The sequence below is a fragment of the Brachybacterium phenoliresistens genome (assembly GCF_000576425.1).
In the GTDB taxonomy this organism is placed as follows: Bacteria; Actinomycetota; Actinomycetes; order Actinomycetales; family Dermabacteraceae; genus Brachybacterium; species Brachybacterium phenoliresistens.
The window spans coordinates 110349-133632 of sequence record NZ_KK069994.1 but is presented as its reverse complement, the minus strand read 5'-3'; the positions used below and the strand labels follow the sequence as shown (position 1 = coordinate 133632).

Below are 23284 nucleotides of genomic sequence, written 5' to 3'. Positions count from 1 at the left end.
CGCCATCGTAGGGGCCGGGGCGCGGGACCGGCAGGCCGTCGGGACCATCGGCCGGGGCCTCAGCGCCGGCGGGTCCCGCCGGCCGGCGTGATCGTCGGCAGGACCCTCGCCAGCCAGCCCGCGCCGGCCAGGCACAGCACGCCGCTGGCGGCGCCCGCCGCGGCGACCGGCGCGACCAGGGTGATGGCCGTGACCATCAGCGGCGCCACCAGGCGTCCCGCCCCAAGCAGGGTGTTCCACCAGGCCAGGTAGCGGGTGCGGCCGTGCACCGGGGAGGTGTCGATGCCCAGGGTCATCACGATCCCCGAGCCCAGGCCGTTGCCGACGGCGATGAGGATGCTGGGCAGCAGCAGGGCCAGCATCGCCGAGCCCCTGCCCGCGTCCCCGATCGTCACCGCGAGGACCGACAGCAGCACGAAGCCCAGCCCCATGAGCACGGAGCACGGCACCGCCACCGCGACCCGGCCGAAGCGGTCCATGAGCACGCCGGCCGGGACGACCAGGGCGATCTCGATCACCGCCGTCGCCCCGAAGATCACGGAGATCGTCGTCGCGTCCAGGTGCAGGGCCGCGCCGATCAGGGGGACGATCACCGGCCGGTTGACGCGGCCCATCATCACCGGGGCGATGCCGATCCCGACCATCACCATGCGTCGCAGCACGGCCCGGTCCAGGCGGGTCCGGGCCGGGGTCCGGTCCCGGCGCGGCAGGTCCCCGGTGCGCGAGAGCGCGGCCGCGCGGTCCTCCCCGGGGATCATGAACACGGCCACCGACGCGGTGGCCAGCGCGGTCATCACCGCGAACAGCCCGAACACCCAGCTCTCGTGCCCGACGGCCATGACCAGCGCGCCCAGCAGCGGCCCGACGACCTGGCCGATGCGCAGCATGCCGCCGTACAGGGTCATCCCGCGGGCGCGCATCGACACCGGCAGCGCGGTGCCGAGGTACGACTGCCGGCCCAGCGCCCACACCTGCCCGGCCCCCGCCATCACCACGAGCAGGACGATCAGGGCGGCCCGATGCACCGGTCCCGGCTCCCCCGACATGCCGGCGCCGATGACGACCAGGGCCATGAGGTTGGCCAGGACCAGCAGGATCCCGGCGAGGACGATGGCCCGCCGCCCGCCCACGCGGCCCATCAGGCGGCCTGCGGGGATCGGGCCGAGCACCGAGGCGAGGCCGAAGATCACCGTGAGGGCCGCCGCCTGCGACACGTCGAAGCCGAGCTGGAGCGCGATCAGCGGCACGACCGGGAGGAGGGCGGTCTCCCCCGCGGACTCGAGGACGGTGGGGATGTACACCGAGGGGGCCAGGCCCCGCAGGACCTGCGCCGTGCTGCGCCCGCCGGAGGCACCGGAGGGCGTGCTCCCCGGTCCGCGCTCCGGGGGCTCGGACGGGGGTGTGGTCACTCCCGGCAGTCTTCCACCGCCCCGGCGCGGGGGCAAAGCGGTCCGCATCCCGGTAGCGTTCAGCCATGACCTCTGTGCGACGCGCTCCTTCGACGCGACTGGCCGTGATCGGCGCCGACGATCCGCTGGGCGAGGCGGTGGTCCGCGAGGCGCTGGTGCGCGGCATCGCCGTGACGGCCACCGCCCCGGATCCCTCGCGGGTGGCCCGGGTGACCGCGGACCTCGCGATCCGCCCCGCCCGGGAGCGCTCGGAGGAGGACCTGCGGGAGGCGGTCTCCGGGGCCGATGCGGTCGTGCTCGGCATCGGCACCCGCCTGTCCTCGCCGCCGACGATGATCCGGACCGACACGGCCGTCGCGCTGGTGCGGGCGATGCGCGCCCTGGGCCTGCCGCGCCTGGTCGCCGCCTCCCACGTGGACCTGGCCGGCCCCGCCCGGGCGCCGCGGGCGGTGCGCACCGCCCTCGCTCCCCTGCGCACGGCCCTGCACCAGGGCTCGATGGCGGACATGCGCCGGATGGAGCACCTGCTGGACTCCAGCGGCCTGGCCACCACGGTGCTGCGCGCCGGCCGCCTCACCGACCTGCTCGGCTCCAAGGCCTACCGCCTCGTCGCGCCCGAGGAGGCGGTCGCCGCCCCGCTGCCGCTCGAGGACCTCGCCCGGGCGCTGGTCGACCAGGCCCTCGAGGCCTCCTCGGCCCGGCCGGTCTACGCCGTCGTGCCCGCCCGCCCGGACTGAGAGGCGCGGGGCCCGGCCCCTCTGCGCGAGCCCGGCAGGCGTTACGCTGGAGGGATGCCTCATGACTCCCGCGTGCCGCGCCTGCCCGAGCACCAGATCGCCGGTCTCACCGGCGTGGAGGCGGCGCAGAGCGGGCGGATCCACCTGCGCGAGGGCGACGTCCACGACCTCACCTGGGACCTCGCCTCCGGCGTGCTGTCCGGGTCGGTGAGCTCGGGCCCCCGGCCCGGCGACGCCGCGCACGTGCAGGTCCAGCTCGAGCTGCTCTCCCCCGAGGATCCCGCCGACCGCGGCCCCGAGGGCGAGCTGTGGATCCCCGTGGCCTCCCGCTGCGACTGCAGCTCCGGCACCTCCTGCGAGCACGCCGCCGCCGTGCTGTACGCCGTCTCGCGGATCCGCGCCGGCGGCGAGCTGGCCGAGGCGACCGTCGGCCGCCCCGCCTGGCGCGAGCTGCTGGACCCCCTGATGGTCGAGACCCCGCAGGACGCCCCGCGCCTCCCGCTGGCGATCGGCGTGGAGCTGCAGGCCGAGCCGCTCCAGCGCACCCACTACGCCTGGGGCAACGAGCCGGCCACCCCCGGGCACATCCACGCCGGACGCCCCCTGCACCTGGGCATCCGGCCGCTGCGCGCCGGGAAGCGCGGGAACTGGATCAAGTCCGGCCTGTCCTGGAGGACCTTCGAGTTCCGCGGCATGAACCAGGAGTACGTCTCCGCGCACGCCGACGCCCTCACCCAGCTGTTCACCGTCGCCGAGTCCGAGCGCAGCTACACCCGCGGACCGGTCGAGCACCTGTGGCTGGAGACGATCCGCACCCCGCTGATCTGGGAGTTCCTCTCCGCCGCCCGGGATGCGGGCGTCGAGCTGATCCCCCAGGGGAACCTCGGCTCGGTCGAGCTCGCCGGCCAGGCGCGGGTCTCCTTGGACCTCGAGGCCGTCGGCGAGGCGGCCGGCGACGAGCCCGGGGCCGAGGACGGCACCGACCTCGAGCTGCGCGTGGCCGTGAGCATCGACGGCACGCGCGCCCTGCTGCCCCGTCCCATCGGCGAGAGCGCCGTGATGGACGTGCGCCTGCCGCGCGGCCCGCGCTCCGGTCGCAGCCCGAACGAGCGGATCGACCTGGTGCTCGCCCCCGCCGAGATCCCGCTGCCCAAGCAGATCCGCTCGCTGCTGGACCGCGGCGCCCCGCTGCTGGTCCCCCGGGCCGACGCCCCCGAGTTCTTCCGCGAGGCCTACCCCCGCCTGCGCCGGCACATCACCGTCACCAGCACCGACGCCTCGGTCCCTCTGCCCTCGATCCCCCCGCCCTCCCTGCACCTGGACGCCGTCTACTCCCCCGACGACACCGTCGAGCTGCACTGGTCCTGGCGCTACCACGACCCCGAGCGCACCGTCGCGGTGGACCGCCGCAGCGGCGGGCACCGCGACCTCGACCACGAGGACGCGGTGCTGGCCGAGGTCCGCACCTCCTGGCCCACCGCCGCGCATGATCCCCTCGAGGTCCTCCACGGCGTGGACACGGCCCTGTTCACCGAGCAGGTCCTGGACGCGCTGCGCTCCCTGCGCCATGTGCAGGTCGAGGTGAGCGGGCAGCGCCACCGCTACCGCGAGCTGCTGGACGCCCCGCAGGTGCGGGTCACCCAGCAGGAGAGCGCCGGCAAGCACGACTGGTTCGACCTCGCCTTCGAGGTGACCATCGAGGGACGCACCATCCCCTTCCCGGAGCTGTTCCGGGCCCTCGCCGAGGGCCGCTCGAAGCTGCTGCTGCCGGACCGCACCTACTTCTCCCTCGAGCAAGAGAGCCTCGACGGGCTGCGCCGGCTGATCGCCGAGGGCGAGGCCCTGGCCGAATGGGAGCCGGACCACCAGCGCATCTCCCGGGTGCACCTGGACTTCTGGGAGGACATCGCCGCCCTCGCCGACGAGGCCCGCGAGGCCGCGTCCTTCACCCGCGGCGTCGGCGCGCTGCGCTCCCTGCAGGACGTCCCGGCCCCGCAGCCGCCCGAGAGCTTCCGGGCGCAGCTGCGGCCCTACCAGCTCGACGGGCTGACCTGGCTGCACTTCCTGCACGGCCAGGGCCTGGGCGGGATCCTGGCCGACGACATGGGCCTGGGCAAGACCCTGCAGACCCTCGCCCTCATCGCCACCGTCCGCGCCGAGCAGGACGCCGCCGGGCCCGGGCCGCGCCATCCCTTCCTGGTCGTCGCCCCCAGCTCGGTGCTCGGCGTGTGGGAGGCGGAGGCCGCCCGCTTCGCCCCCGACCTGGACCTGCGCGTGGTGGACCGCACCTCCCGGGCGCGCGGGCGCGTGCTGCGCGGAGCCGTCGAGGACGCGGACATCGTGGTGACGAGCTACACCCTGCTGCGCATCGACAGCGAGGAGTTCATCGCCCAGGAGTGGGACGGCGTCATCCTCGACGAGGCGCAGTTCGTGAAGAACCGGGCGACCGCGGCGCACCGCACCGCCCGGAAGCTGCGCGCCCCCTTCCGCCTGGCGGTCACGGGCACGCCGCTGGAGAACTCCCTCACCGACCTGTGGTCGCTGCTCGCGCTCACCGTCCCGGGACTGTTCCCCTCCGCCTCGCGCTTCACCCGCGAGTTCGTCCGGCCGATCGAGTCCGGGGAGGACCCGGCGCGGATGGCGCGGCTGCGCCGACGGATCCGCCCCTTCGTGCTGCGCCGCACCAAGGAGCTGGTGGCATCGGACCTTCCGGCCAAGCAGGAGCAGGTCGCCCGGATCCCGCTGGAGCCGGAGCACCGCGAGCTGTACGACTCGGTGCTCCAGCGCGAGCGCAAGAAGGTGCTGGGGCTGATCGACGACATGGACCGCAACCGGTTCATCGTCTTCCGGTCCCTCACCCTGCTGCGGATGCTGGCGCTGGATCCGCGGATCGTCGAGGGCGAGTGGGGCGAGGTGCCCTCCTCGAAGATGAACGCCCTGATGGGCAAGCTCGACGAGGTCCTCGCCGAGGGGCACCGGGTGCTGATCTTCAGCCAGTTCACCTCGTTCCTGCGCCGCGTCGGCGACGAGCTGCTCTCCCGGGACGTGCCCTTCTCCTACCTCGACGGCTCGACCCGGAACCGCGCGCAGGTGATCGACGGCTTCCGCGGAGGGGACGACCCGGTCTTCCTCATCTCGCTCAAGGCCGGCGGGTTCGGCCTCACCCTCACCGAGGCGGACTACGTCTTCCTGCTGGATCCGTGGTGGAACCCGGCCGCCGAGGCCCAGGCCATCGACCGCACCCACCGCATCGGCCAGACCAGCAACGTGATGGTCTACCGCCTGGTCGCGGAGGGGACGATCGAGGAGAAGGTGCTCGCGCTGCAGGAGAAGAAGGCGGCCCTGTTCGACGCCCTCACCGACGGCGGCGACGCCTTCAGCAAGCACCTCACCGCGACCGACATCCGCGATCTCTTCGGCGCGGAGGATCCTGCGGCCGAGGCGACGCCCGAGGACCAGGACGCCCCGGAGAGCTCCTGACCGCGCCCTGCGGCGCGGACCGTCAGGCGACGGGGGCGTCCACGGGGCCGGCGCCGTAGGCGGTGGCCGTCGCGAGCTCGCCCCGACGGGCGATCTCCTCGTCGGTGCCCGCGGCCACGGAGGCCGCGGCCCAGCGGATCGACCAGGCGCGGACGAAGCGCGAGCCGTCGGGCCCGGCCAGCCACAGCGGCCCCGGCTGCGGGACCTCGTCCTGGCAGCTCCGGGCCCAGCCGCCGGTGTAGGAGGCCAGGCCCAGCAGGGCGATCTCCCAGCCGAGGGCCGAGGCGCCGGGGCCGTACTGCTCGAAGATCTCGCGGGGCAGCTCGCTGGTGTGGACGAGGGACAGCTCGGTGGTGCCGTCGTCCTCCGGGTCCAGGCGGATCAGCAGGCCGTCGACGTTCGTCCCGTACTCCCAGGTGAGGGAGAGCTTGTGCGGCGCGGCCACCTCGAGGATGCTGCCTCCGGCGCCGCCGGCGGCGGCGTAGCGGCCGCCCTCGCGCAGGTCCCCGGTGACGGGCCCGTACCAGCGCGAGAGCTCCGCGGGATCCGTCAGGCGCGGCCAGAGCTGCGCCGGGGCCTCGGCGAGGTTGCTGGTGAGCTCCGTGCGGAGGTGGACCGTCTCGCCGTCGGCCTCGATGTCGACGCTGCGGCGCACCGCGTCCATCGCCGGGATGGACCCGTCCATCGTCATCCGTTCTCCTCGATCCCAGGAACCGTCGGGGTCACAGGCACAGTACTGGCCGCCTGCGCACGGTGTCACCCCGGTCCTGCCCCGGGGCGGGCGGGATCACGGCACGGTGACCATCCCCCGGGTCCCGACGCGTCGACGGACCGGCCCGTAGCATGGGCCCGTGAGCGATTCCGGATCCCCCCGCCCCACGTCCCGGACCCCGGCTCTGCCCGAGTCCCCGCCCGCCGCCCCGCCCTCGCCCCTGCCCGCGTCGTTCCCGGTGCACCTCTTCGACCTCGACGGCGTGATCACGCCGACCGCCATCGTGCACATGCGCGCGTGGACGGCGATGTTCAGCGCCTTCCTCGCCTCGCGCGGCGTGCAGGAGCCGTACACCGACGCGGACTACTTCGCCTACGTCGACGGCAAGCCCCGCTACGACGGGGTCGCCTCCTTCCTCGGCTCCCGCGGCATCGAGCTGCCCTACGGGGAGCCGGGCGATCCGGCCCACCAGGAGCCCGGCCAGGAGACCGTCTGCGGCCTGGGGAACCGGAAGAACGACGAGGTCATGACGATGATCCGGGAGGACGGCGTGGACCCCTACCCGGGCACGGTCGCCTTCCTCGACTCCCTGCCCGCCGACGCGCGGCTCGGCGTGGTCTCCAGCTCCCGCAACGCGGAGGAGGTGCTCGCCGGCGCCGGGCTGCGCGACCGCTTCGAGGTGGTGGTGGACGGGAACGTCGCCGCCGCCGAGGGGCTCCCCGGCAAGCCCGCCCCCGACACCTTCGTCCATGCCGCACGGCTGCTGGACGCCGAGCCCGCGCAGGCGGTGGTCTACGAGGACGCCGTCGCCGGGGTCAGCGCCGGGGCGGCCGGAGCGTTCGGCCTCGTGATCGGCGTGGACCGCGGCGTGGGGCATGAGACCTTGGCAGGGGCCGGGGCGAGCCTCGTCGTCTCCGACCTCGAAGAGCTCCTGGCCCCGGGCCGGAGCGCGAGCCCCGACCCGGACCCGAGCACGGACACGACCTCGCACGACCCGGAGGACCAGGCATGACCCGACTGCGCAACATCCCGTTGGACCCGGTGGATCGCCAGCACCTGCCCGTGGACGAGTGGCGGCTTGTCGAGTCCCGCCCCGGCGCGGACCTGGGGCTGCTCGAGACGCTGTTCGCCACGGCGAACGGCTTCATGGGCATGCGCGGCACGCCGCCGGAGGGCCGCGACGCCCAGGACCACGGCACCTTCCTCAACGGCTTCCACGAGACCTGGCGCATCCAGCACGCCGAGAACGCCTACGGCCTCGCCGAGACCGGGCAGACCATCATCAACGTCCCCGACTCGACGGTGATGAAGCTGTACGTGGACGACGAGCCGCTGCTGCTGTCGATCGCCGACCTCGAGGAGTACGGCCGCACCCTCGACTTCCGCGACGGCGTGCAGCGCCGCGAGCTGATCTGGCGCACCCCCGCCGGCAAGCGGGTGCGGGTGATCAGCTCCCGCATGGTCTCCTTCACGGACCGCCACCTGGCGCTGATGACGCTCAGCGTCGAGATGCTCTCCGGCTCCGCGCCGGTGGTGATCAGCTCCCAGATCATCAACCGCCAGGATGCCAAGGACGACTTCGGCCACGGCGTCGGCCCGGACACCAACAAGGACGATCCGCGGCGCACCACCGCCTTCGCGCACCGCGTGCTGCGGCCGCTGCAGAACTGGCACAGCGAGCGCCGCATGCTGCTGGGCTACCGGGTCGCGACCTCGGGCATGACCCTCGCCGTCGGCGCCGACCACGCCGTCTCCAGCGACGTGCACGTCGAGCAGCTCATCAGCACCGACGACGACCTGGGCCGCCACGTCTCCCGCGCGCATCTCGAGCCCGGGCAGACCCTGACGGTGACCAAGTCCGTCTCCTACCACTCCTCCCGCTCGGTGCCGCACCGCGAGCTGTTCGACCGCTGCCGCCGCACCCTGGACCGGGTCCGGGACCTGGGCTTCGCCCACTTCGAGCAGGAGCAGCGCCAGTACCTCGAGGACTTCTGGGAGCGCAGCGACGTCGAGCTGCCGGGCCTCCCGGCGGAGCAGCAGGCCACCCGCTGGTGCCTGTTCCAGCTGGCGCAGGCCGCCGCCCGGTCGGACCAGTGGGGCATCCCCGCCAAGGGCCTGACCGGCTCCGGCTACGAGGGGCACTACTTCTGGGACACCGAGGTGTACGTCCTGCCGTTCCTCACGTTCACCTCGCCGGCATGGGCGCGCAACGCCCTGCGCTTCCGGGTGAACCTGCTGCCCAAGGCCCGCGAGCGCGCCCGGGAGATGAACCAGCGCGGGGCCCTGTTCCCGTGGCGGACCATCAACGGCGACGAGGCCTCGGCGTACTACGCGGCGGGCACGGCGCAGTACCACATCGACGCGGACGTCGCCCATGCCTTCGCGACCTACCGCGACATCGCCGGCGACCAGCAGTTCTTCGACCGCGACGGCGTCGAGGTGATGGTCGAGACCGCGCGCCTGTGGGCGGACCTCGGCTTCTGGCGGGTGCACGGGGAGGGCGAGCGGCACTTCCACATCCACGCGGTGACCGGCCCCGACGAGTACACGACCGTCGTGAACAACAACCTGTACACGAACGTCATGGCCCGCTACAACCTGCGTCGCGCCGCCCAGGCGGTGCGCGACCTCGCCGCCCGCGACCGCGCCGCCTACGAACGGCTCGTGGCCGATCTCGAGCTCACCCCGGACGAGCCGGAGGAGTGGGAGGACTGCGCCCAGGGGATGCTCATCCCCAAGGACGACGCGCTGGGCATCCACCTGCAGGAGGACCGCTTCCTCGAGCGGGAGGTCTGGGACCTCGCCCGCACGCCCGACGAGGCCTTCCCCCTGCTGCTGCACTTCCACCCGCTGGTGATCTACCGCTTCCAGGTGCTCAAGCAGGCCGATGTGGTGCTGGCCCTGTTCCTGCGCAGCTCGGACTTCACCCCCGAGGAGAAGCTGGCCGACTTCCGCTACTACGATCCGCTGACCACCGGGGACTCCTCGCTGTCGGCCGTGGTGCAGTCGATCATCGCCGCGGAGGTGGGCCACCAGGGCATCGCGCTGGACTACTTCCGCTCGGGCCTGTTCGTGGACCTCGCGGACCTGCACCACAACACCTCCGACGGCGTGCACATCGCCTCCGCCGGCGGGGTGTGGGCGAGCCTGGTGCACGGCTTCGGCGGCATGCGCTACGAGGAGGGCGAGATCAGCTTCGACCCGCGGCTGCCGCGGCAGTGGCCGGAGCTGGTGTTCCCGCTGACGGTGCGCGGCTCCCGCTTCCGCGTGCGGATCGTGCGCGAGGCGATCACCCTCGTCCTGGAGACGGGCCCGGAGCTCGAGGTCTCCGTGCGCGGGCAGCGGGTGCGGATCACCGCCGAGGGCGTCACCGTGCCGCTGGCCGATCAGGGCCCGCTGCTCGACGACGCCGTGCTCGGGGCCCCGCAGGGCGTGGGCGACGAGCGGGCCGACGGCTCCATCATCACCTCGTCGATCCCGCAGATCCCCGACGCCCCGTGGGAGTTCCCCGTCGCCGATCCCTCCTCGGAGTCCGCTCCCGCACCGGCTCCCGGCTCCTGAGGCCGGCGCCGCGCACCGCCCCGACCCCGACGCTCCCCGACCATGAACCCTGTCCGCCGTCGCCGTCCTCCGCCGGAGGTCGAGATCGCGCATCCGCGCCTGAGCGTCCTGCACGTGCTCAACCGCGTCCGGATCCGACTGATCGACATCCAGGTGTGGGACGTCGCCGGCACCATGACCTTCTACCTGCTGCTGTCGGTGTTCCCGGCGGCGGTGGCGATGGTCTCCATGGTGTCCCTGCTGGGCATCGAGGAGCGGACCGTGCAGACCTTCTCCGGTCTGGTCACGGAGATCTTCCCGGCGGTGGACCCGCGCCCTTACGCGTCCGCGATCCTCGCGGCCGCCGGGACGCGCGGCGGCGTCCTGGGCCTGGCGCTGGGCACGCTGGGGGCGCTCGTCTCCGCCTCCAACGGGGTGGCGGCGTTCCATCGGGCGATGCACCGGGTCTACGACACCCGCGAGGGCCGTCCCTTCCTGTGGTTCCGCACCATCGTGCTCGGGGAGACGACGGTGATCGTCTCCATCGTGCTGCTGGCGATCTTCATGGTGATCCTCGGCGGCGAGGCCTCGCAGCGCCTGGGCGAGCTGATCGGCATCCCCCGGATCGCCTTCGAGGCGTGGAACCTCGTGAAATGGCCGATCCTCCTGGCGATCCTCATCATCGGCGTCTCGCTCGCCTACTTCCTCTTCCCCAACGTGCGCCTGCCCCGCTACCGGGTGATGACGCTGGGATCGGTCGTGTCGGTGCTGGTGCTGTTCGGCTCCGCGCTGGCCGTCGGGCGCCTCGCGAGCTACGCGACGCGCTTCTCGGAGCTGATCACGACGCTGAACGGCCTGATCGGCCTGCTGCTCCTGCTGTGGCTGGCGAACATCGTGATCGTGGCCGGGGCGGCGCTGGACGCGGAGTTCCTGCGCGCCCGGCAGATCGCCCTGGGCCTGCCGGCGTGGAACCACATCGACCTCACCCCGCAGTCGACGCACTCGCTGGACTTCCTGGCCTCCGATGCGGAGCGCACCGAGGAGATCAGCCGGGTGGTGGCCGAGGCGGCGCGCACCGGACGGCCGGTCCGTCACCGGCGGTCCGTGATGATCGTCGACGCCCGCAATCCCCTGGCCGTCAACCCCTCCCGCCGCTCCGTCGGCTCCCCCGGCCCCGACACCCCGCCCCCGCCCGACGAAGGAGCTGCTCCGTGAGCATCCGCCCCATCACGATGATCGGCCACCGTGCCCTCGAGCAGCGCACCCGGAAGGTGCGCGAGGTGACCCCGGAGCTGCGCACCCTGGTCGCCGACATGTTCGAGACCAACGACGCGGCCGATGGGGCGGGCCTGGCCGCACCGCAGGTCGGTTCCCGCTGGCGCCTGTTCGTCTACTCGTGCCCCGACGCCGCGGGGGTCCTGCGCCGCGGCGTCGTCATCAACCCCCGCCTGGAGCGCTTCGGCGGACTCGAGCTCGACGAGGAGACGCTCGAGGGATGCCTCTCCGTGCCCGGGGAGGGCTTCCCGACCGCCCGGTTCCGGGGCGCCCGGGTGCGGGGCACCGACCTCGAGGGCGCCGATGTCCTCGTCGAGGACGACGGGGGCGTGCTCGCCCGGGCCCTGCAGCACGAGGTCGACCATCTCGACGGCATGCTGTACATCGACCGGCTCTCCCCGGCCCTGCGCCGCGAGGCCCTCGACGCGGTGACCTCCCGCGGCTGGCGCGCCGAGGGGCTGCTGAGCTGGGATCCCGGGGCGACCACGCAGGAGGAGGTGTGAGCCGGGCCGGCGCGGGCTCGCGGCCAGGGAGCGCGTCTATCCTGTGGGGGTGATTCCCCCCTGCCTCTCCCGTCGTCATGCCCTCGGCCTGCTCTCCGTCTCCGCGGCCGGGGTCGGCACCCTCGCCGCCTGCGGCCCGGAGGACGAGGGCTTCGGCACCGCCGCGCCCCTGCCCGCCGAGGACGGCGCGATCGCCCTCGAGGACCTCCCCGAGAACGCCACCACCCTGGTGAACTTCGGCGGCCAGCGGCCCTTCGTCGCGATCGTCCGCGGCACCGGCGATGAGCTCACCGCGTTCAGCGGCTACTGCACCCACCACGGGTGCGCCGTGCAGCTCGCCGAGACCGAGCTGGACTGCCCCTGCCACGGCTCGCGGTTCGACGCCGCCACCGGCGACGTGCTCAGCGGACCGGCCACCGAGAACCTCCCCGACGTCGAGATCGTCGTCGAGGACGGGGTCGTCCGCCGTGCCTGAGCCGAGCGACGCCTCCCGGCCGCAGCGCGAGATCGTCTCCTTCGTGCGCCGCGGGTCCCGGCTCAGCCGCAGCCGGCAGGACGCCTGGGACCGCCTGGCCCGCCGCTACGTGCTGGACCTCCCGCGCGGAGAGCGCGACACGGTCCCGGACCCTGCCGCCCGCATCGACCCTGCCGCCGTATTCGGCCGCACCGCCCCGCTGGTCGTGGAGATCGGCAGCGGTCAGGGCGAGAACATCGCCGCCGCCGCGGCGGCCCACCCCGAGCGCGACCACCTCGCCTTCGAGGTGTACATCCCCGGCATCGCCCAGACGCTGGACCGCATCGAGCGCGCCGGCAGCCCCGACAACGTGCGCCTCGTCCCGCTGGATGCCCTGCACTCCCTGGCGACCCTCCTGCCCGAGCGGTCGATCCACGAGCTGTGGATCTACTTCCCCGATCCCTGGCACAAGTCCCGCCACCACAAGCGCCGCCTGGTGAACCCGCCGCTGCTGGAGGTCGTGCTGCCGCTCCTGGCCCCCGGCGGGGTGCTGCGCCTGGCCACGGACTGGGCGGAGTACGCCGGGCACATGCGGTCCGTGCTGGACGCCGAGCCGCGCCTGCAGAATCTTCACAACGACTCCCCACGCCCCGCGGGCACGACGACGGACCAGGTCCCGGAGGATCTTCCCGAGCTCGGCTGGGCGCCGCGGTACGAGGGACGGGTGCTGACCAGCTTCGAGCGGAAGGCCGGCGATGCCGGCCGACTAGTATGGGATATTGCGTTCCGGGGGGCCGCAGCGTCCGTGGCCCCCTCCCCGGATGAGAGTGAACACCCATGACGACTTCCGACTCCATCGATCTGCCCGGCGAGATCGACCCCGACGAACCGCCGCGCCGGCGACGGGGATTCAAGATCGCCCTCGTCGGGCTGATCGTCCTCGCCGCCATCGTCGCGGCCGCCGGCGTGATCGCGGCGAAGTACATGTTCGACCTGCGCGATGCCTACGAGAAGCGCACGGTCGTGCAGGTGACCCGCGGCCCCTCCGACGGCGATCGTCCGGAGGACACCGAGGGCCAGAACTTCCTGCTGCTGGGGTCGGACAAGCGCAGCGAGGAGGAGGCGGCGGCCTCCGGCATCACGGGGCAGCGCTCCGACGTGATGATGCTGGTGCACGTCCCCGCCGACCGCTCGGGGGTGTACTTCATGTCCTTCCCCCGCGACCTGTACATCGACATCCCCGGGCACGGCAAGGGACGCATCAACGCGGCCCTGGCCTACGGCGGGATCCCGCTCGCGGTGACGACGGTGGAGAACTACACGGGCGTGCCCATCGACCATGTGGCGCTGATCGACTTCGACGGCGTCCAGGGCCTGGTGGACACGCTGGGCGGCGTCGACGTCGAGGTCCCGCAGGACTTCGAGATCGACGGCCACCAGTTCACCGAGGGCACCCAGCACGTCAACGGCGAGGAGGCGCTCGCCTTCGTGCGGGCCCGCAAGAACTTCGTCGACGGCGACTTCCAGCGCAACCGGAACCAGCAGGCGCTGCTGCGCGGGATCGCCAAGGAGCTCCTCAGCAGCAACACGCTCTCGAGCCCGGGCAGGATCACCGAGGCGGTCGAGTCCATCTCGCCGTATCTCACCACCGACGATGCGCTCACCCCGAGCGCGATCGTCGATCTCGGGCTGTCCCTGCGGGACCTGCGCACCTCCGACCTCCACTTCCTGGCGGTCCCCCACGGGGAGCCGTTCATGACCAGCGGAGGCGCCAGCGTCGTCGCGACGGACGAGGACGGAATGGACGTCCTGCGCGAGGCCCTGAAGAATGACTCCATGGGCACGTACTTCGCGGAGAACGCCGGGAAGTACTGATCGGCCCGGCCGAGAACCGCATCCCACCCAGGAGGATCCTCGTGGCAAACCCCCTCGTGAAGATCGCCGTCACCGGCGCCGGAATCGCCGCCGGAGTGATCGGCAACAAGCTCATCACCCGCGGCTGGGATGCCGCGTTCGGCGAGGACGCACCCACCGCCAAGGCCCTCAAGGCCAGCGCCAAGGCGACGAAGGCGGCCCGCAAGGAGGCGAAGAAGGCGGGGCTCTCCAAGGCCGAGATCCTCGACATCCGCGACCCGCAGCAGGACCAGCCCGTGTGGAAGGGCCTGCTGTGGATCCTCATCTCGGGCGTGGCCATCAAGGCCCTGCAGGAGCTCGCCAAGAAGGGCGCCCGCTCCGGCGCCGAGCGCCTCACCTCCCGGCGCCCCCGCGCGAACCGCGGCTGACCGCCCCGCGCAGGGGCCCCGCCCACCGGCGCCCTCGGGCAGGGCGGTCCCGCGCAGCGGGACCCGCACCGCATGCGACGAGCCGCGGCACAGATCACTGTGCCGCGGCTCGTCGCATGTGCCCGTCCCCGTGCGGCTCCCGCACCCGCGGCGCCCGGCGCCGCGGGCCCGGGCGCCGCGGATCAGACCTCAGGGACGTCTCAGACCTCCGGGACGTCCGTGACGGGGCTGTGGGCGTCGATCGCCTCGCCGGTCACCAGGAACGCCACACGGCGCACCAGGGAGACCGCGTGGTCGCCCAGGCGCTCGTAGTAGCGCCCCAGCAGGATCAGGTCCATGACCTGCTCGGTGCCGAGATCGTCCGCGCGGGTCACCGCGCGGTACAGCTCCGACTGGATCGCGTCGATGTCGGAGTCGCGGCGCTCGACCAGGCCGGCGAGGGCGAGGTCGCGCTCCTGGATGACGGTGGCGGCGTCGACGACTCCTTGGACGACGAGCTCGGCCATGGTGGCCAGCGCCTCGCGATGCTGCTCGGGGACCACGAGGTCCGGGTAGCGGCGGCGCGCGGAGAGCGCGACGTGCTCGGCGAGATCGCCCATGCGCTCGAGCGAGGAGCTCATGCGCAGCGCGGCGACCAGCAGACGCAGATCGGTCGCGACCGGCGACTGGCGGGCCAGCATCTCGACGATCTTCTCGTCGAGGTCGATCTGGCGCTGGTCGATGGTCATGTCGGCAGCGATGACGCGCTCCGCCAGCGCGAGATCGCCGGTGGCGAGCGCCGTGGACGCGTCTCGGATGGCGTTCTCGACGAGCGATGCCATGTGCACCAGGTCCTCGACCACATGTCGCAGATCGCTCTGGTAAGCCTCGCGCATTGCTGTCTCTCGCTTCCTCGGTATGGATGGATCGTCGACGATCCTTCCAACCGATCGTGAATGGATGTGGGAGTCCGGGTGAACTCCTGGGGTCCAGTGTCCCCTGAACGCGCGAAGATTGCATGAGCGCCCTGCGGGACGGCCTAGAGTTGGACGGTGCCCACCACCGCCCTGCTCCTGCTCGCGGGGGCGATCGGCCTGGTCATCGGGTGCGCTGCAACACTCGCCCTGCACCGCTTCGACCAGCGCGCCGCGCCCTCCGCCGCCGCTGTCCCGCCGCCCGTCGTCCCCGAGGCCGCGGCCGAGGTCCTCGCGATCCTCTCGCAGGCCTATGTGGTCCTCGACTCCGCCGGCGACGTGCTGCGCGCCTCCCCGCTCGCGTACTCCTACGGCATCGTCCGCGCCCAGGGCAACGAGTACCCGCGTCTGGCGAGCCAGGAGCTCATGGAGATGGCCGGGGACGTGGCCCGCAACGGCGGCTACCGCGACCGGCGCATGACCCTGCGCCGCACCAGCAACGAGGAGTCCGATGCGGTCATCGACGTGCGGATGGGCGTCCTCGGCTCCCGCGGCGTGCTGCTCCTGGCCGATGACCTCTCGCGCGCCGTGCGGGTCGAGGAGACGCGGCGCGACTTCGTCGCGAACGTCTCCCACGAGCTGAAGACCCCGGTCGGGGCGATCACCCTGCTGGCCGAGACCATGCAGGACGCCGCCGAGGACCCGGACGCCGTGCGCCGCTTCGCCGACCGCATGCAGACGGAGTCCCGTCGGCTCTCGCACCTGGTGCAGGAGATCATCGAGCTCTCCCGCGTCCAGGGAGCCTCCGCCCTGCCCGATGCCGAGCCGGTCGAGATCGACGACGTCGTCGCCGAGGCCGTCGCCCTGAACCGCAACTTCGCCCTCGGCTCGCGGGTGGAGGTGCAGGTCGGCGGGGCCACGGGCCTGCATGTCTTCGGCTCCGAGGCGATGCTGACCACGGCGCTGTCCAATCTCATCTCCAACGCGATCTCCTACTCCGATCCCGAGACCCGGGTGGGGGTCTCCGTGCGACGGGAGGAGGGCTTCGTCGAGCTCGCCGTCAAGGACGAGGGCATCGGCATCTCCAAGGAGAACCTGGAGCGGGTCTTCGAGCGGTTCTTCCGCGTGGACCGCGCCCGTTCGCGGGAGACCGGCGGCTCCGGGCTGGGGCTCGCGATCGTCAAGCACATCGCCACCGATCACGGCGGCGAGGTGTCCGCCTGGTCCCTCGAGGGCCAGGGCTCCACCTTCACGCTGCGCATCCCGGAGATGGGGCGCACCGATGCGATCACCGTGCGGGGCTCCGACGCCCCGCCGGCGGACGACGAGACTGCACGAGGAAGAGGTTGATCCCATGGCCCGCATCCTGATCGTCGAGGACGAGGAGTCGTTCTCCGACCCCCTGTCGTACTCGCTGCGCAAGGAGGGGTACGAGGTGGCGGTCGCCGACAACGGCACCGACGGCCTGCGCATCTTCACCGCGCACGGCGCCGACCTGGTGCTGCTGGACCTGATGCTGCCCGGCATGAGCGGGACCGATGTGTGCCGCGAGATCCGGCGCACCTCGAGCGTGCCCGTCATCATGCTCACCGCCAAGGACGACGAGTTCGACAAGGTGCTCGGCCTCGAGCTGGGCGCCGACGACTACGTCACCAAGCCGTACTCCTCCCGCGAGCTGCTGGCCCGGATCAAGGCCGTGCTGCGCCGCGGCCAGGACTCGGCGGAGTCGACCGAGGACACGGTCCTCTCGGCGGGCCGGATCACCATGGACGTGGAGCGGCACGTCGTGTCCGTGCGCGGCGAGGAGGTCCCGCTGCCGCTGAAGGAGTTCGAGCTGCTGGAGATGCTGCTGCGCAACGTCGACCGGGTCCTCACCCGCGGCCAGCTCATCGACCGCGTGTGGGGCGCCAACTACGTCGGCGACACCAAGACCCTCGACGTCCACGTCAAACGCCTGCGCGCGAAGATCGAGGAGGATCCCCGCAATCCGGTGCATCTGGTGACCGTGCGGGGACTGGGCTACAAATTCGAGTCCGCCGCCCGCTGAGCTCGCCGGGACGACGGCGAAGGCCCCGTCCGCGCCCTGAGGGGCTGCGGGACGGGGCCTTCGCGATGTCGAGGGAGCGCCCCGGGGGGCGCGGGCCGGCGGCGGGTCCTCGGGACGGCCGCGGCCCTGGACCGGCGGAGCGGGTCAGGCGTCCCCGCCGCCGTCGCTGCGCTGGTAGTGCTCAAGGGAGACGCCCGTGGTCGGCAGGGAGATCTCCTCGGTGATGCCGTCGGCGGTCACGGCGAGCGTGAGGATGTCGCCGGTGGAGATGTCCTGGGAGACCGAGACCGTCTGCGCCTCGTCGGGGCCGATCTTCACGGTGCTCTGCGCGGGCACGGTGACGGAGGTGGAGAACAGCACGCCGCTCTCGCCGGATCCCTCGAGGCGCACCTGCAGCGGCTCCGTCGTCGTGTTCACGGCCGTCGCGTACAGCACGCTGCTGCCCTCGGACTCCTCCACGAGGATCGCGTTGCGCACCCCGGCGAACTCCTTGCCGTCGCGCTCGAGCGTGGCGTTGGTGCCATCGGCCGCCTGGTAGAAGTCGTGCGTCTGCACCGGGTTCATGTAGCTGCAGCCCGTCGCGGCGAGGGCGAGGCCGAGGGAGGCGACCGCCAGGGCGAGTCGACGAGGACGGCGCACGGTGTTCACGAAGTCTCCTATTCGGTACCGCTCCGGGGACGAACCGGCGACGGCCATGCTGCGTGCTTCTGGGGTGCCGCGCACAGGTCGCGCAGGCCGGGCCAGCCTATCGCACGGGCGGAGCCCCCCGCATGCCGACGCACCTCGCCCGCGCGGCCCCGCAGCGCTCCCCCGCGCCGGGCCCACCGCCTGCCCGCGACCTGCTCACCCCGTGGGCACCCGAGCGCCCGCGCGGGCAGCCGCGTAGGATAGCACACAGGGGTGGTGATAGACTATAACGGCTGAAAGGGGAGCCCTCACATGAACTTTGCCATCGGCGAGACCGTCGTCTACCCGCATCACGGTGCAGCTCTTATCGAAGAGGTGAAGACGCGCACCATCAAGGGAGAGGATCGGACATACCTCAAGCTGAAGGTGGCGCAGGGCGACCTCACCATCGAGGTGCCTGCAGAGAACGTCGACCTGGTCGGCGTGCGCGACGTGGTCGACAAGGAAGGCCTCGAGGAGGTCTTCGACGTCCTCCGCCAGCCGTACACGGAAGAGCCCACCAACTGGTCGCGTCGCTACAAGGCGAACGTCGAGAAGCTGGCCTCGGGCGATATGAAGAAGGTCGCCGAGGTCGTGCGCGACCTGTGGCGTCGCGACAAGGATCGCGGCCTCTCGGCCGGCGAGAAGCGGATGCTGGCCAAGGCGCGGCAGATCCTCGTCTCGGAGCTCGCCCTCGCGGAGAAGACCGATGAGACCTCCGCGGAGTCGATCCTCGACGAGGTCCTCGCCTCCTGACGTCGTCCGGCCCTCCGGGCCGCACGCCGCCGATGCCCGCCGAGCCCGTGCTCGGCGGGCATCGGTGCGTCCGGGGGTCGTCGGGGAGGTGACGCACCGCTTCCCCGGCGGCCCGGCGTGGCGTTTCCGCCCGGTCCGTGCCACAATCAGGCGCCGACGTGTCGCAGATCACTCTGCGGCGTGCCGGCCCCGGCCGGACCGACCACCCGGCCTCCGATGAGGACCGAGGAGTCCGATGCGCACCATCGCCGTGATCACGTCCGTCGGCTCCACGACCTCGACCCTGATCGCCGCGCGTATCCGCGACCATTTCGCGGACCAGGGGCGGGACGTGCGGGTCGACCGGTATACCGTGATGGATCTGCTCTCCACGGACGTCTCCGCCGATGTGGCGGTCTCCACCCTCGAGCTGCCCACCTCCCTGGGGATGCCCGTGGTCTCGGGGATGCCGCTGGTCCTGGAGACCTCCCCGGATCGCACCCTCGAGGAGATCGCGCATCACCTGGACCAGCTCGATCCGAGCGACCGCTGACCCGGCCCCGTCCCGGGACGAGGACCCCCTGCCGTGAAGGAACCTGCATGACCGCGCCCAGACCGCTGTCCGCCGCCGATGTCGACCGCGCCGCCGAGCGGCTGGCGGGCATCGCCGCCCGCACCCCGGTGCACCGCAGCGCACGGCTCTCGGACATCGCCGGGGTCCCCGTGTGGGTCAAGCGCGAGGACCTCCAGCCGGTGCGCTCGTACAAGCTGCGGGGCGCCTCCCTGTTCCTGTCGGCCCTGACCGAGCCCGAGCGGGCCTCCGGGGTGGTGGCCGCGAGCGCCGGCAACCACGCCCAGGGCGTCGCCACGGCCTGCGCGACCCTCGGCATCCGAGGGCGCATCTACGTCCCGCGCACCACGCCCCGCCAGAAGCGGGAGCGGATCGTGGCCCTGGGCGGCGAGCATGTCACGCTGCTCCAGGTCGGGGACACCTTCGACGATGCCGCCGAGGCCGCCGCGAAGGACGCCGAGGACACCGGCGCGATCATCGTGCCGCCGTTCGACCATCCCCTGGTGATGGCGGGCCAGGGCACGGTGGTGCGCGAGGCGATCGAGCAGATCCGCACCGAGCACGGGCACGACGTGGGCACCGTGGTGCTCCCCGTCGGCGGCGGCGGGCTGCTGGCCGGCTGCGGCACCTGGCTGGCGGAGCACGAGCCGCAGATGCGCATCGTCGGCGTCGAGCCCGCCGGGGCCCGCTCCCTGGCCCGGGCCCTCGAGGAGGGCCGGCCGGTCGCGCTGCAGGAGATGGACCGATTCGTCGACGGGGCGGCGGTGCGCCGCATCGGCGACGGACCCTTCGAGGCGATCCGGCGGTTCGATCCGACCGTGCTCGCCGTCGAGGAGGGCGCCATCTGCACCGAGATGCTGGCGCTCTACCAGACCGACGGGATCATCGCCGAGCCGGCCGGGGCGCTGGCCGCCACCGCGGTCGCCACCGCAGCGGTGGACGGCGGCGCCGGGGAGATCCTGATCGTCCTGTCCGGCGGCAACAACGACGTCTCCCGGTACACCGAGGTGGTCGAGCGCTCCCTCGTGCACGAGGGGCTGCGCCACTACTTCCTGGTCACGTTCCCGCAGGAGCCCGGGGCGCTGCGACGCTTCCTGGACTCGGTGCTGGGGCCCGAGGACGACATCGTCCTGTTCGACTACATCAAGCGCAACAACCGCGAGGAGGGCCCCGCCCTGGTGGGCCTCGAGATCGGCAGCCGCGCGAACCTCGCGCCGCTGCTGGGGAGGATGGCGACCTCCGGCATGCAGATCGAGCGCATCGACCCGCACGACCCGATGTACCGCTATCTCACCTGAGCGGGGCCGCCGCCGGTCCCCTGCGGGACCGGCAGCGGAGGATCACGCCTCGCGGGCGTCCAGCACCTCGCGGGCCTCGACCGCCGAGCGGACGATGTCGTCCAGCCCGTGCTCGGACTTCCAGCCCAGGTGCTGGGCGATCCGGTCGCCCGAGCAGATCAGGCGCGCCGGGTCCCCGGCCCGGCGCGGGCCGATCTCCGGGGGGATGTCGATGCCCTTGGCCCGGGCGATCGCGTCGATCACCTCGAGGACGCTCGAGCCCTCCCCCGTGCCCACGTTGAACACGCGGTGCGGGCGGTCCTCGCCGCGCAGGTAGTCCAGGGCGGCGATGTGCGCATGGGCGAGGTCCAGGACGTGGACGTAGTCGCGGATACAGGTGCCGTCGGGGGTGTCGTAGTCGTCGCCGAAGACCACCGGGGACTGCCCTGCGGCGAGGGCGTCCAGCACGATCGGCACCAGGTTCATCACCGCGGTGTCGGCGAGCTCGGGCCAGCCGGCGCCGGCGACGTTGAAGTAGCGCAGGGCGACGGTGCGCATGTCGTGGGCGCGCTCGGCATCGGCCAGCATCCACTCGCCGACGTACTTGGTGGCGCCGTAGGGGTTGATGGGCTGCGGGGGGAGGTCCTCGGTGACGAGGTCGACGTCCGGCACGCCGTACACGGCGGCGGAGGAGGAGAAGACCACGTCCCGGACCCCGGCCTGGGCGCAGGCCGCGAGCACGTTCGCGAGGCCGCCGATGTTGTCGTGCCAGTACATCTCGGGCTTGGCGACCGACTCCCCCACCTGCTTGTGGGCGGCGAAGTGGATCACCGAGTCCGCGCCGGAGCTGGTGAGGTGGAAGGCGATCTTGTCGACCGCGTCCGGGGCGGTGATGTCCTGGTGGACGAGGTCCGCGCCGGCGACGCGCTCGGCGACGCCGGTGGAGAGATCGTCGACGACCACCACCTCTTCGCCCTTCTCCAGCAGGAGCCGCACCACGTGCGACCCGATGTATCCGGCACCACCGCTCACGAGAGTCGTCATGGCCCAGAGCCTACTCGGTGCCGCCGCCGACGCGGTCAGCTCAGCTCCAGGACGAGGACAGCGGCTTGCCCTCGGCGTAGCCGCTCGCGCTCTGCAGGCCGATCACGGCGCGCTCGCGGAACTCCTCGAGGCTGCGGGCGCCCGCGTAGGTCGCCGAGGAGCGCACACCGGCGGTGATCTCGTCCAGGACGTCCTCGACGCTCCCGCCGGTCTCCGGGAGGTACATCCGGGAGGTGGAGATGCCCTCCTCGAACAGGGCCTTGCGGGCGCGGGTGAAGGCGTCCTCGGCCGCGGTGCGGGAGGAGACGGCACGCTTGGAGGCCATCCCGAAGCTCTCCTTGTACCGCCGCCCGTGCTCGTCCACGTGCAGGTCGCCGGGCGATTCGAAGGTGCCCGCGAACCAGGACCCGATCATCACGTTGGAGGCGCCGGCGGCGAGCGCGAGCGCCACGTCCCGCGGGTGGCGCACCCCGCCGTCGGCCCAGATCCGGCCCCCGAGCTCGCGGGCGGCCTGCGCGCACTCCAGCACGGCGGAGAACTGGGGCCGCCCCACCCCCGTCATCATCCGCGTCGTGCACATGGCGCCGGGGCCGACGCCGACCTTGACGATGTCGGCGCCGGCCTCGAGCAGCTCGCGGGTGCCCTCGGCGGTGACGACGTTGCCGGCCACCAGGCGCACGGCCGTGCCCTCCCGGGGCCCGATGACGCCGCGGGCGGCGCGCAGGGCCTCGAGCATGCGGTCCTGGTGCCCGTGCGCGGTGTCCAGCACGATCACGTCGGCCCCGGCGGCCACGAGCGCGCGAGTGCGGTCGGCGGCCTCGGCGTTGATGCCGACGGCCACGGCGATCCGGAGGCGGCCCTCGGCATCGAGCGCGGGCCGGTAGATGGTCGAGCGGAGCACGCCGCGGGAGGTGAGGACGCCGCGCAGGGTCCCGTCCCCCTCGAGCACGAGGGCGGCGTCGTCGTGGGTGGCGGCGATGCGCGCGTGCAGCTGCGCCGGGTCGGAGCCCGCGTCCTCGGGGCTCAGCCGCAGCACATCGGTGCTCACGACCTCGCCCACGGGGGTGAAGGCGTCGCGACCGTCGAGCTGCTGCGGGGACACGGTCCCGAGCACGGCGCCGTCCTCGTCGGTGACCACGACGATCCCGTGCGGCCGCTTGGGCAGCAGGGCCCGCGCCTGGCCGATGGTCCCCCGCGCGGTGAGGGTCAGCGGGTGGTCCAGCAGGACGTCCCGGCTCTTGACGGTGCGGACGATCTCGTCCACGCGCTCGGGGTCGAGGTCCTGCGGGAGCACGGCGAGCCCACCGCGGCGCGCCATCACCTCGGCCATGCGCCGGCCGGAGACGGCCGTCATGTTCGCCGCCACCAGCGGGATGGTGGTGCCGGTCCCGTCGTCGGAGGCGAGGTCCACGTCGAAGCGCGAGGCCACCGCCGATCGCGACGGCAGGAAGAAGCAGTCGTCGTAGGTGAGGTCCGTGGTGGGCGTGTGGATCAGGCGCATGCTCCCTACGATACGGAGCCCGCACCGCAGCGCGGGGCGTCGGCGGTCGGGGTTCACCGAGGGCGCAGGTCCTGCGGAGGTGCGGAGGCTAGAGTGGCCCGGTCCTCGTGTCCGCCTCGCGCGGCCCGGCGGACGGCAGGCTGCCGCGGGGTCCCCCG

Annotated in this window: 21 protein-coding genes; 15 read left to right on the top strand and 6 right to left on the bottom strand. The window is 72.8% G+C overall.

Annotation, left to right across the window (positions count from 1 at the left end):
- Positions 1–59: 59 nt before the first annotated feature.
- A complete protein-coding gene (locus BF93_RS10020; RefSeq protein ID WP_232226310.1) occupies positions 60–1409 on the bottom strand; it encodes an MFS transporter in 1350 nt (449 codons plus the stop codon).
- 65 nt (positions 1410–1474) lie between these two features.
- On the opposite strand from BF93_RS10020, the gene BF93_RS10015 reads away from it, so the two are divergent.
- Positions 1475–2146: an NAD(P)-dependent oxidoreductase gene (locus BF93_RS10015; RefSeq protein WP_084148444.1), complete on the top strand. Its 672-nt coding sequence runs from the start codon at positions 1475–1477 to the stop codon at positions 2144–2146.
- A gap of 54 nt (positions 2147–2200) precedes the next feature.
- A complete protein-coding gene (locus BF93_RS10010; protein WP_084148443.1) occupies positions 2201–5626 on the top strand; it encodes a DEAD/DEAH box helicase in 3426 nt (1141 codons plus the stop codon).
- Between the two features lie 22 nt (positions 5627–5648).
- Here the strand turns inward: BF93_RS10010 and BF93_RS10005 are convergent, their stop codons facing one another.
- Positions 5649–6317 (bottom strand): SRPBCC domain-containing protein, encoded by a 669-nt coding sequence (locus tag BF93_RS10005; protein WP_038372364.1) that lies wholly within the window; start codon positions 6315–6317, stop codon positions 5649–5651.
- A gap of 205 nt (positions 6318–6522) precedes the next feature.
- Here BF93_RS10005 and BF93_RS10000 point away from each other — a divergent pair, with 205 nt between their 5' ends.
- The 8 genes from BF93_RS10000 to BF93_RS09965 are packed head-to-tail and all read left to right on the top strand — an operon-like array spanning position 6523 to position 14392.
- On the top strand, positions 6523–7350 hold the full coding sequence (locus BF93_RS10000) for an HAD-IA family hydrolase (RefSeq protein WP_415749460.1): 828 nt from the start codon (positions 6523–6525) through the stop codon (positions 7348–7350).
- Positions 7347–9899 carry a glycoside hydrolase family 65 protein gene (locus tag BF93_RS09995; RefSeq protein WP_038372363.1) on the top strand — a complete coding sequence of 851 codons (2553 nt, stop codon included), beginning with the start codon at positions 7347–7349 and terminating at the stop codon, positions 9897–9899. Before BF93_RS10000 ends, BF93_RS09995 begins: the two co-directional genes overlap by 4 nt.
- Positions 9900–9941: 42 nt before the next feature.
- Positions 9942–11093, top strand: a complete 1152-nt coding sequence (locus tag BF93_RS09990; protein WP_051486815.1) for a YihY/virulence factor BrkB family protein — start codon at positions 9942–9944, stop codon at positions 11091–11093.
- Complete coding sequence (gene def / locus BF93_RS09985) at positions 11090–11656, top strand: peptide deformylase (RefSeq protein WP_038372362.1); 567 nt, start codon at positions 11090–11092, stop codon at positions 11654–11656. Before BF93_RS09990 ends, def begins: the two co-directional genes overlap by 4 nt.
- Positions 11657–11705: 49 nt before the next feature.
- A complete protein-coding gene (locus BF93_RS20050) occupies positions 11706–12131 on the top strand; it encodes a QcrA and Rieske domain-containing protein (RefSeq protein WP_038372569.1) in 426 nt (141 codons plus the stop codon).
- A complete protein-coding gene (gene trmB / locus BF93_RS09975) occupies positions 12124–12951 on the top strand; it encodes a tRNA (guanosine(46)-N7)-methyltransferase TrmB (protein ID WP_051486814.1) in 828 nt (275 codons plus the stop codon). Before BF93_RS20050 ends, trmB begins: the two co-directional genes overlap by 8 nt.
- Positions 12948–13985 carry an LCP family protein gene (locus BF93_RS09970; protein WP_038372361.1) on the top strand — a complete coding sequence of 346 codons (1038 nt, stop codon included), beginning with the start codon at positions 12948–12950 and terminating at the stop codon, positions 13983–13985. The genes trmB and BF93_RS09970 overlap by 4 nt, the downstream gene beginning before the upstream one ends.
- 41 nt (positions 13986–14026) lie before the next feature.
- Positions 14027–14392 (top strand): DUF4235 domain-containing protein, encoded by a 366-nt coding sequence (locus tag BF93_RS09965; RefSeq protein WP_038372360.1) that lies wholly within the window; start codon positions 14027–14029, stop codon positions 14390–14392.
- A gap of 200 nt (positions 14393–14592) precedes the next feature.
- On the opposite strand, the gene phoU is transcribed toward BF93_RS09965, so the two are convergent.
- On the bottom strand, positions 14593–15267 hold the full coding sequence (gene phoU, locus BF93_RS09960; protein WP_038372359.1) for a phosphate signaling complex protein PhoU: 675 nt from the start codon (positions 15265–15267) through the stop codon (positions 14593–14595).
- A 156-nt stretch (positions 15268–15423) separates the two neighbouring features.
- Here phoU and BF93_RS09955 point away from each other — a divergent pair, with 156 nt between their 5' ends.
- Both BF93_RS09955 and BF93_RS09950 read left to right on the top strand, forming a co-directional pair.
- The gene (locus tag BF93_RS09955; protein ID WP_038372358.1) at positions 15424–16635 is read left to right on the top strand and encodes a sensor histidine kinase; all 1212 of its coding nucleotides are present in this window, start codon (positions 15424–15426) and stop codon (positions 16633–16635) included.
- Between the two features lie 4 nt (positions 16636–16639).
- Positions 16640–17332: a response regulator transcription factor gene (locus tag BF93_RS09950; protein ID WP_038372357.1), complete on the top strand. Its 693-nt coding sequence runs from the start codon at positions 16640–16642 to the stop codon at positions 17330–17332.
- Between the two features lie 144 nt (positions 17333–17476).
- On the opposite strand, the gene BF93_RS09945 is transcribed toward BF93_RS09950, so the two are convergent.
- Positions 17477–17980, bottom strand: coding sequence for a hypothetical protein (locus tag BF93_RS09945; RefSeq protein WP_232226309.1), 504 nt, complete (start codon positions 17978–17980; stop codon positions 17477–17479).
- A 291-nt stretch (positions 17981–18271) separates the two neighbouring features.
- Here BF93_RS09945 and BF93_RS09940 point away from each other — a divergent pair, with 291 nt between their 5' ends.
- The 3 genes from BF93_RS09940 to ilvA all read left to right on the top strand — a co-directional run bounded on the left by BF93_RS09940 (position 18272) and on the right by ilvA (position 20602).
- Positions 18272–18754, top strand: a complete 483-nt coding sequence (locus tag BF93_RS09940; protein ID WP_038372356.1) for a CarD family transcriptional regulator — start codon at positions 18272–18274, stop codon at positions 18752–18754.
- Between the two features lie 235 nt (positions 18755–18989).
- Complete coding sequence (locus tag BF93_RS09935) at positions 18990–19286, top strand: PTS sugar transporter subunit IIB (protein WP_038372355.1); 297 nt, start codon at positions 18990–18992, stop codon at positions 19284–19286.
- A gap of 47 nt (positions 19287–19333) precedes the next feature.
- Positions 19334–20602 carry a threonine ammonia-lyase IlvA gene (gene ilvA / locus BF93_RS09930; protein ID WP_038372353.1) on the top strand — a complete coding sequence of 423 codons (1269 nt, stop codon included), beginning with the start codon at positions 19334–19336 and terminating at the stop codon, positions 20600–20602.
- Positions 20603–20644: 42 nt separating this feature from the next.
- Here the strand turns inward: ilvA and galE are convergent, their stop codons facing one another.
- Together galE and BF93_RS09920 are read right to left on the bottom strand one after the other, a co-directional pair.
- Positions 20645–21625 (bottom strand): UDP-glucose 4-epimerase GalE, encoded by a 981-nt coding sequence (gene galE / locus BF93_RS09925; protein WP_038372352.1) that lies wholly within the window; start codon positions 21623–21625, stop codon positions 20645–20647.
- Between the two features lie 40 nt (positions 21626–21665).
- Complete coding sequence (locus BF93_RS09920) at positions 21666–23126, bottom strand: GuaB1 family IMP dehydrogenase-related protein (protein ID WP_038372351.1); 1461 nt, start codon at positions 23124–23126, stop codon at positions 21666–21668.
- Positions 23127–23284 lie beyond the last annotated feature (158 nt).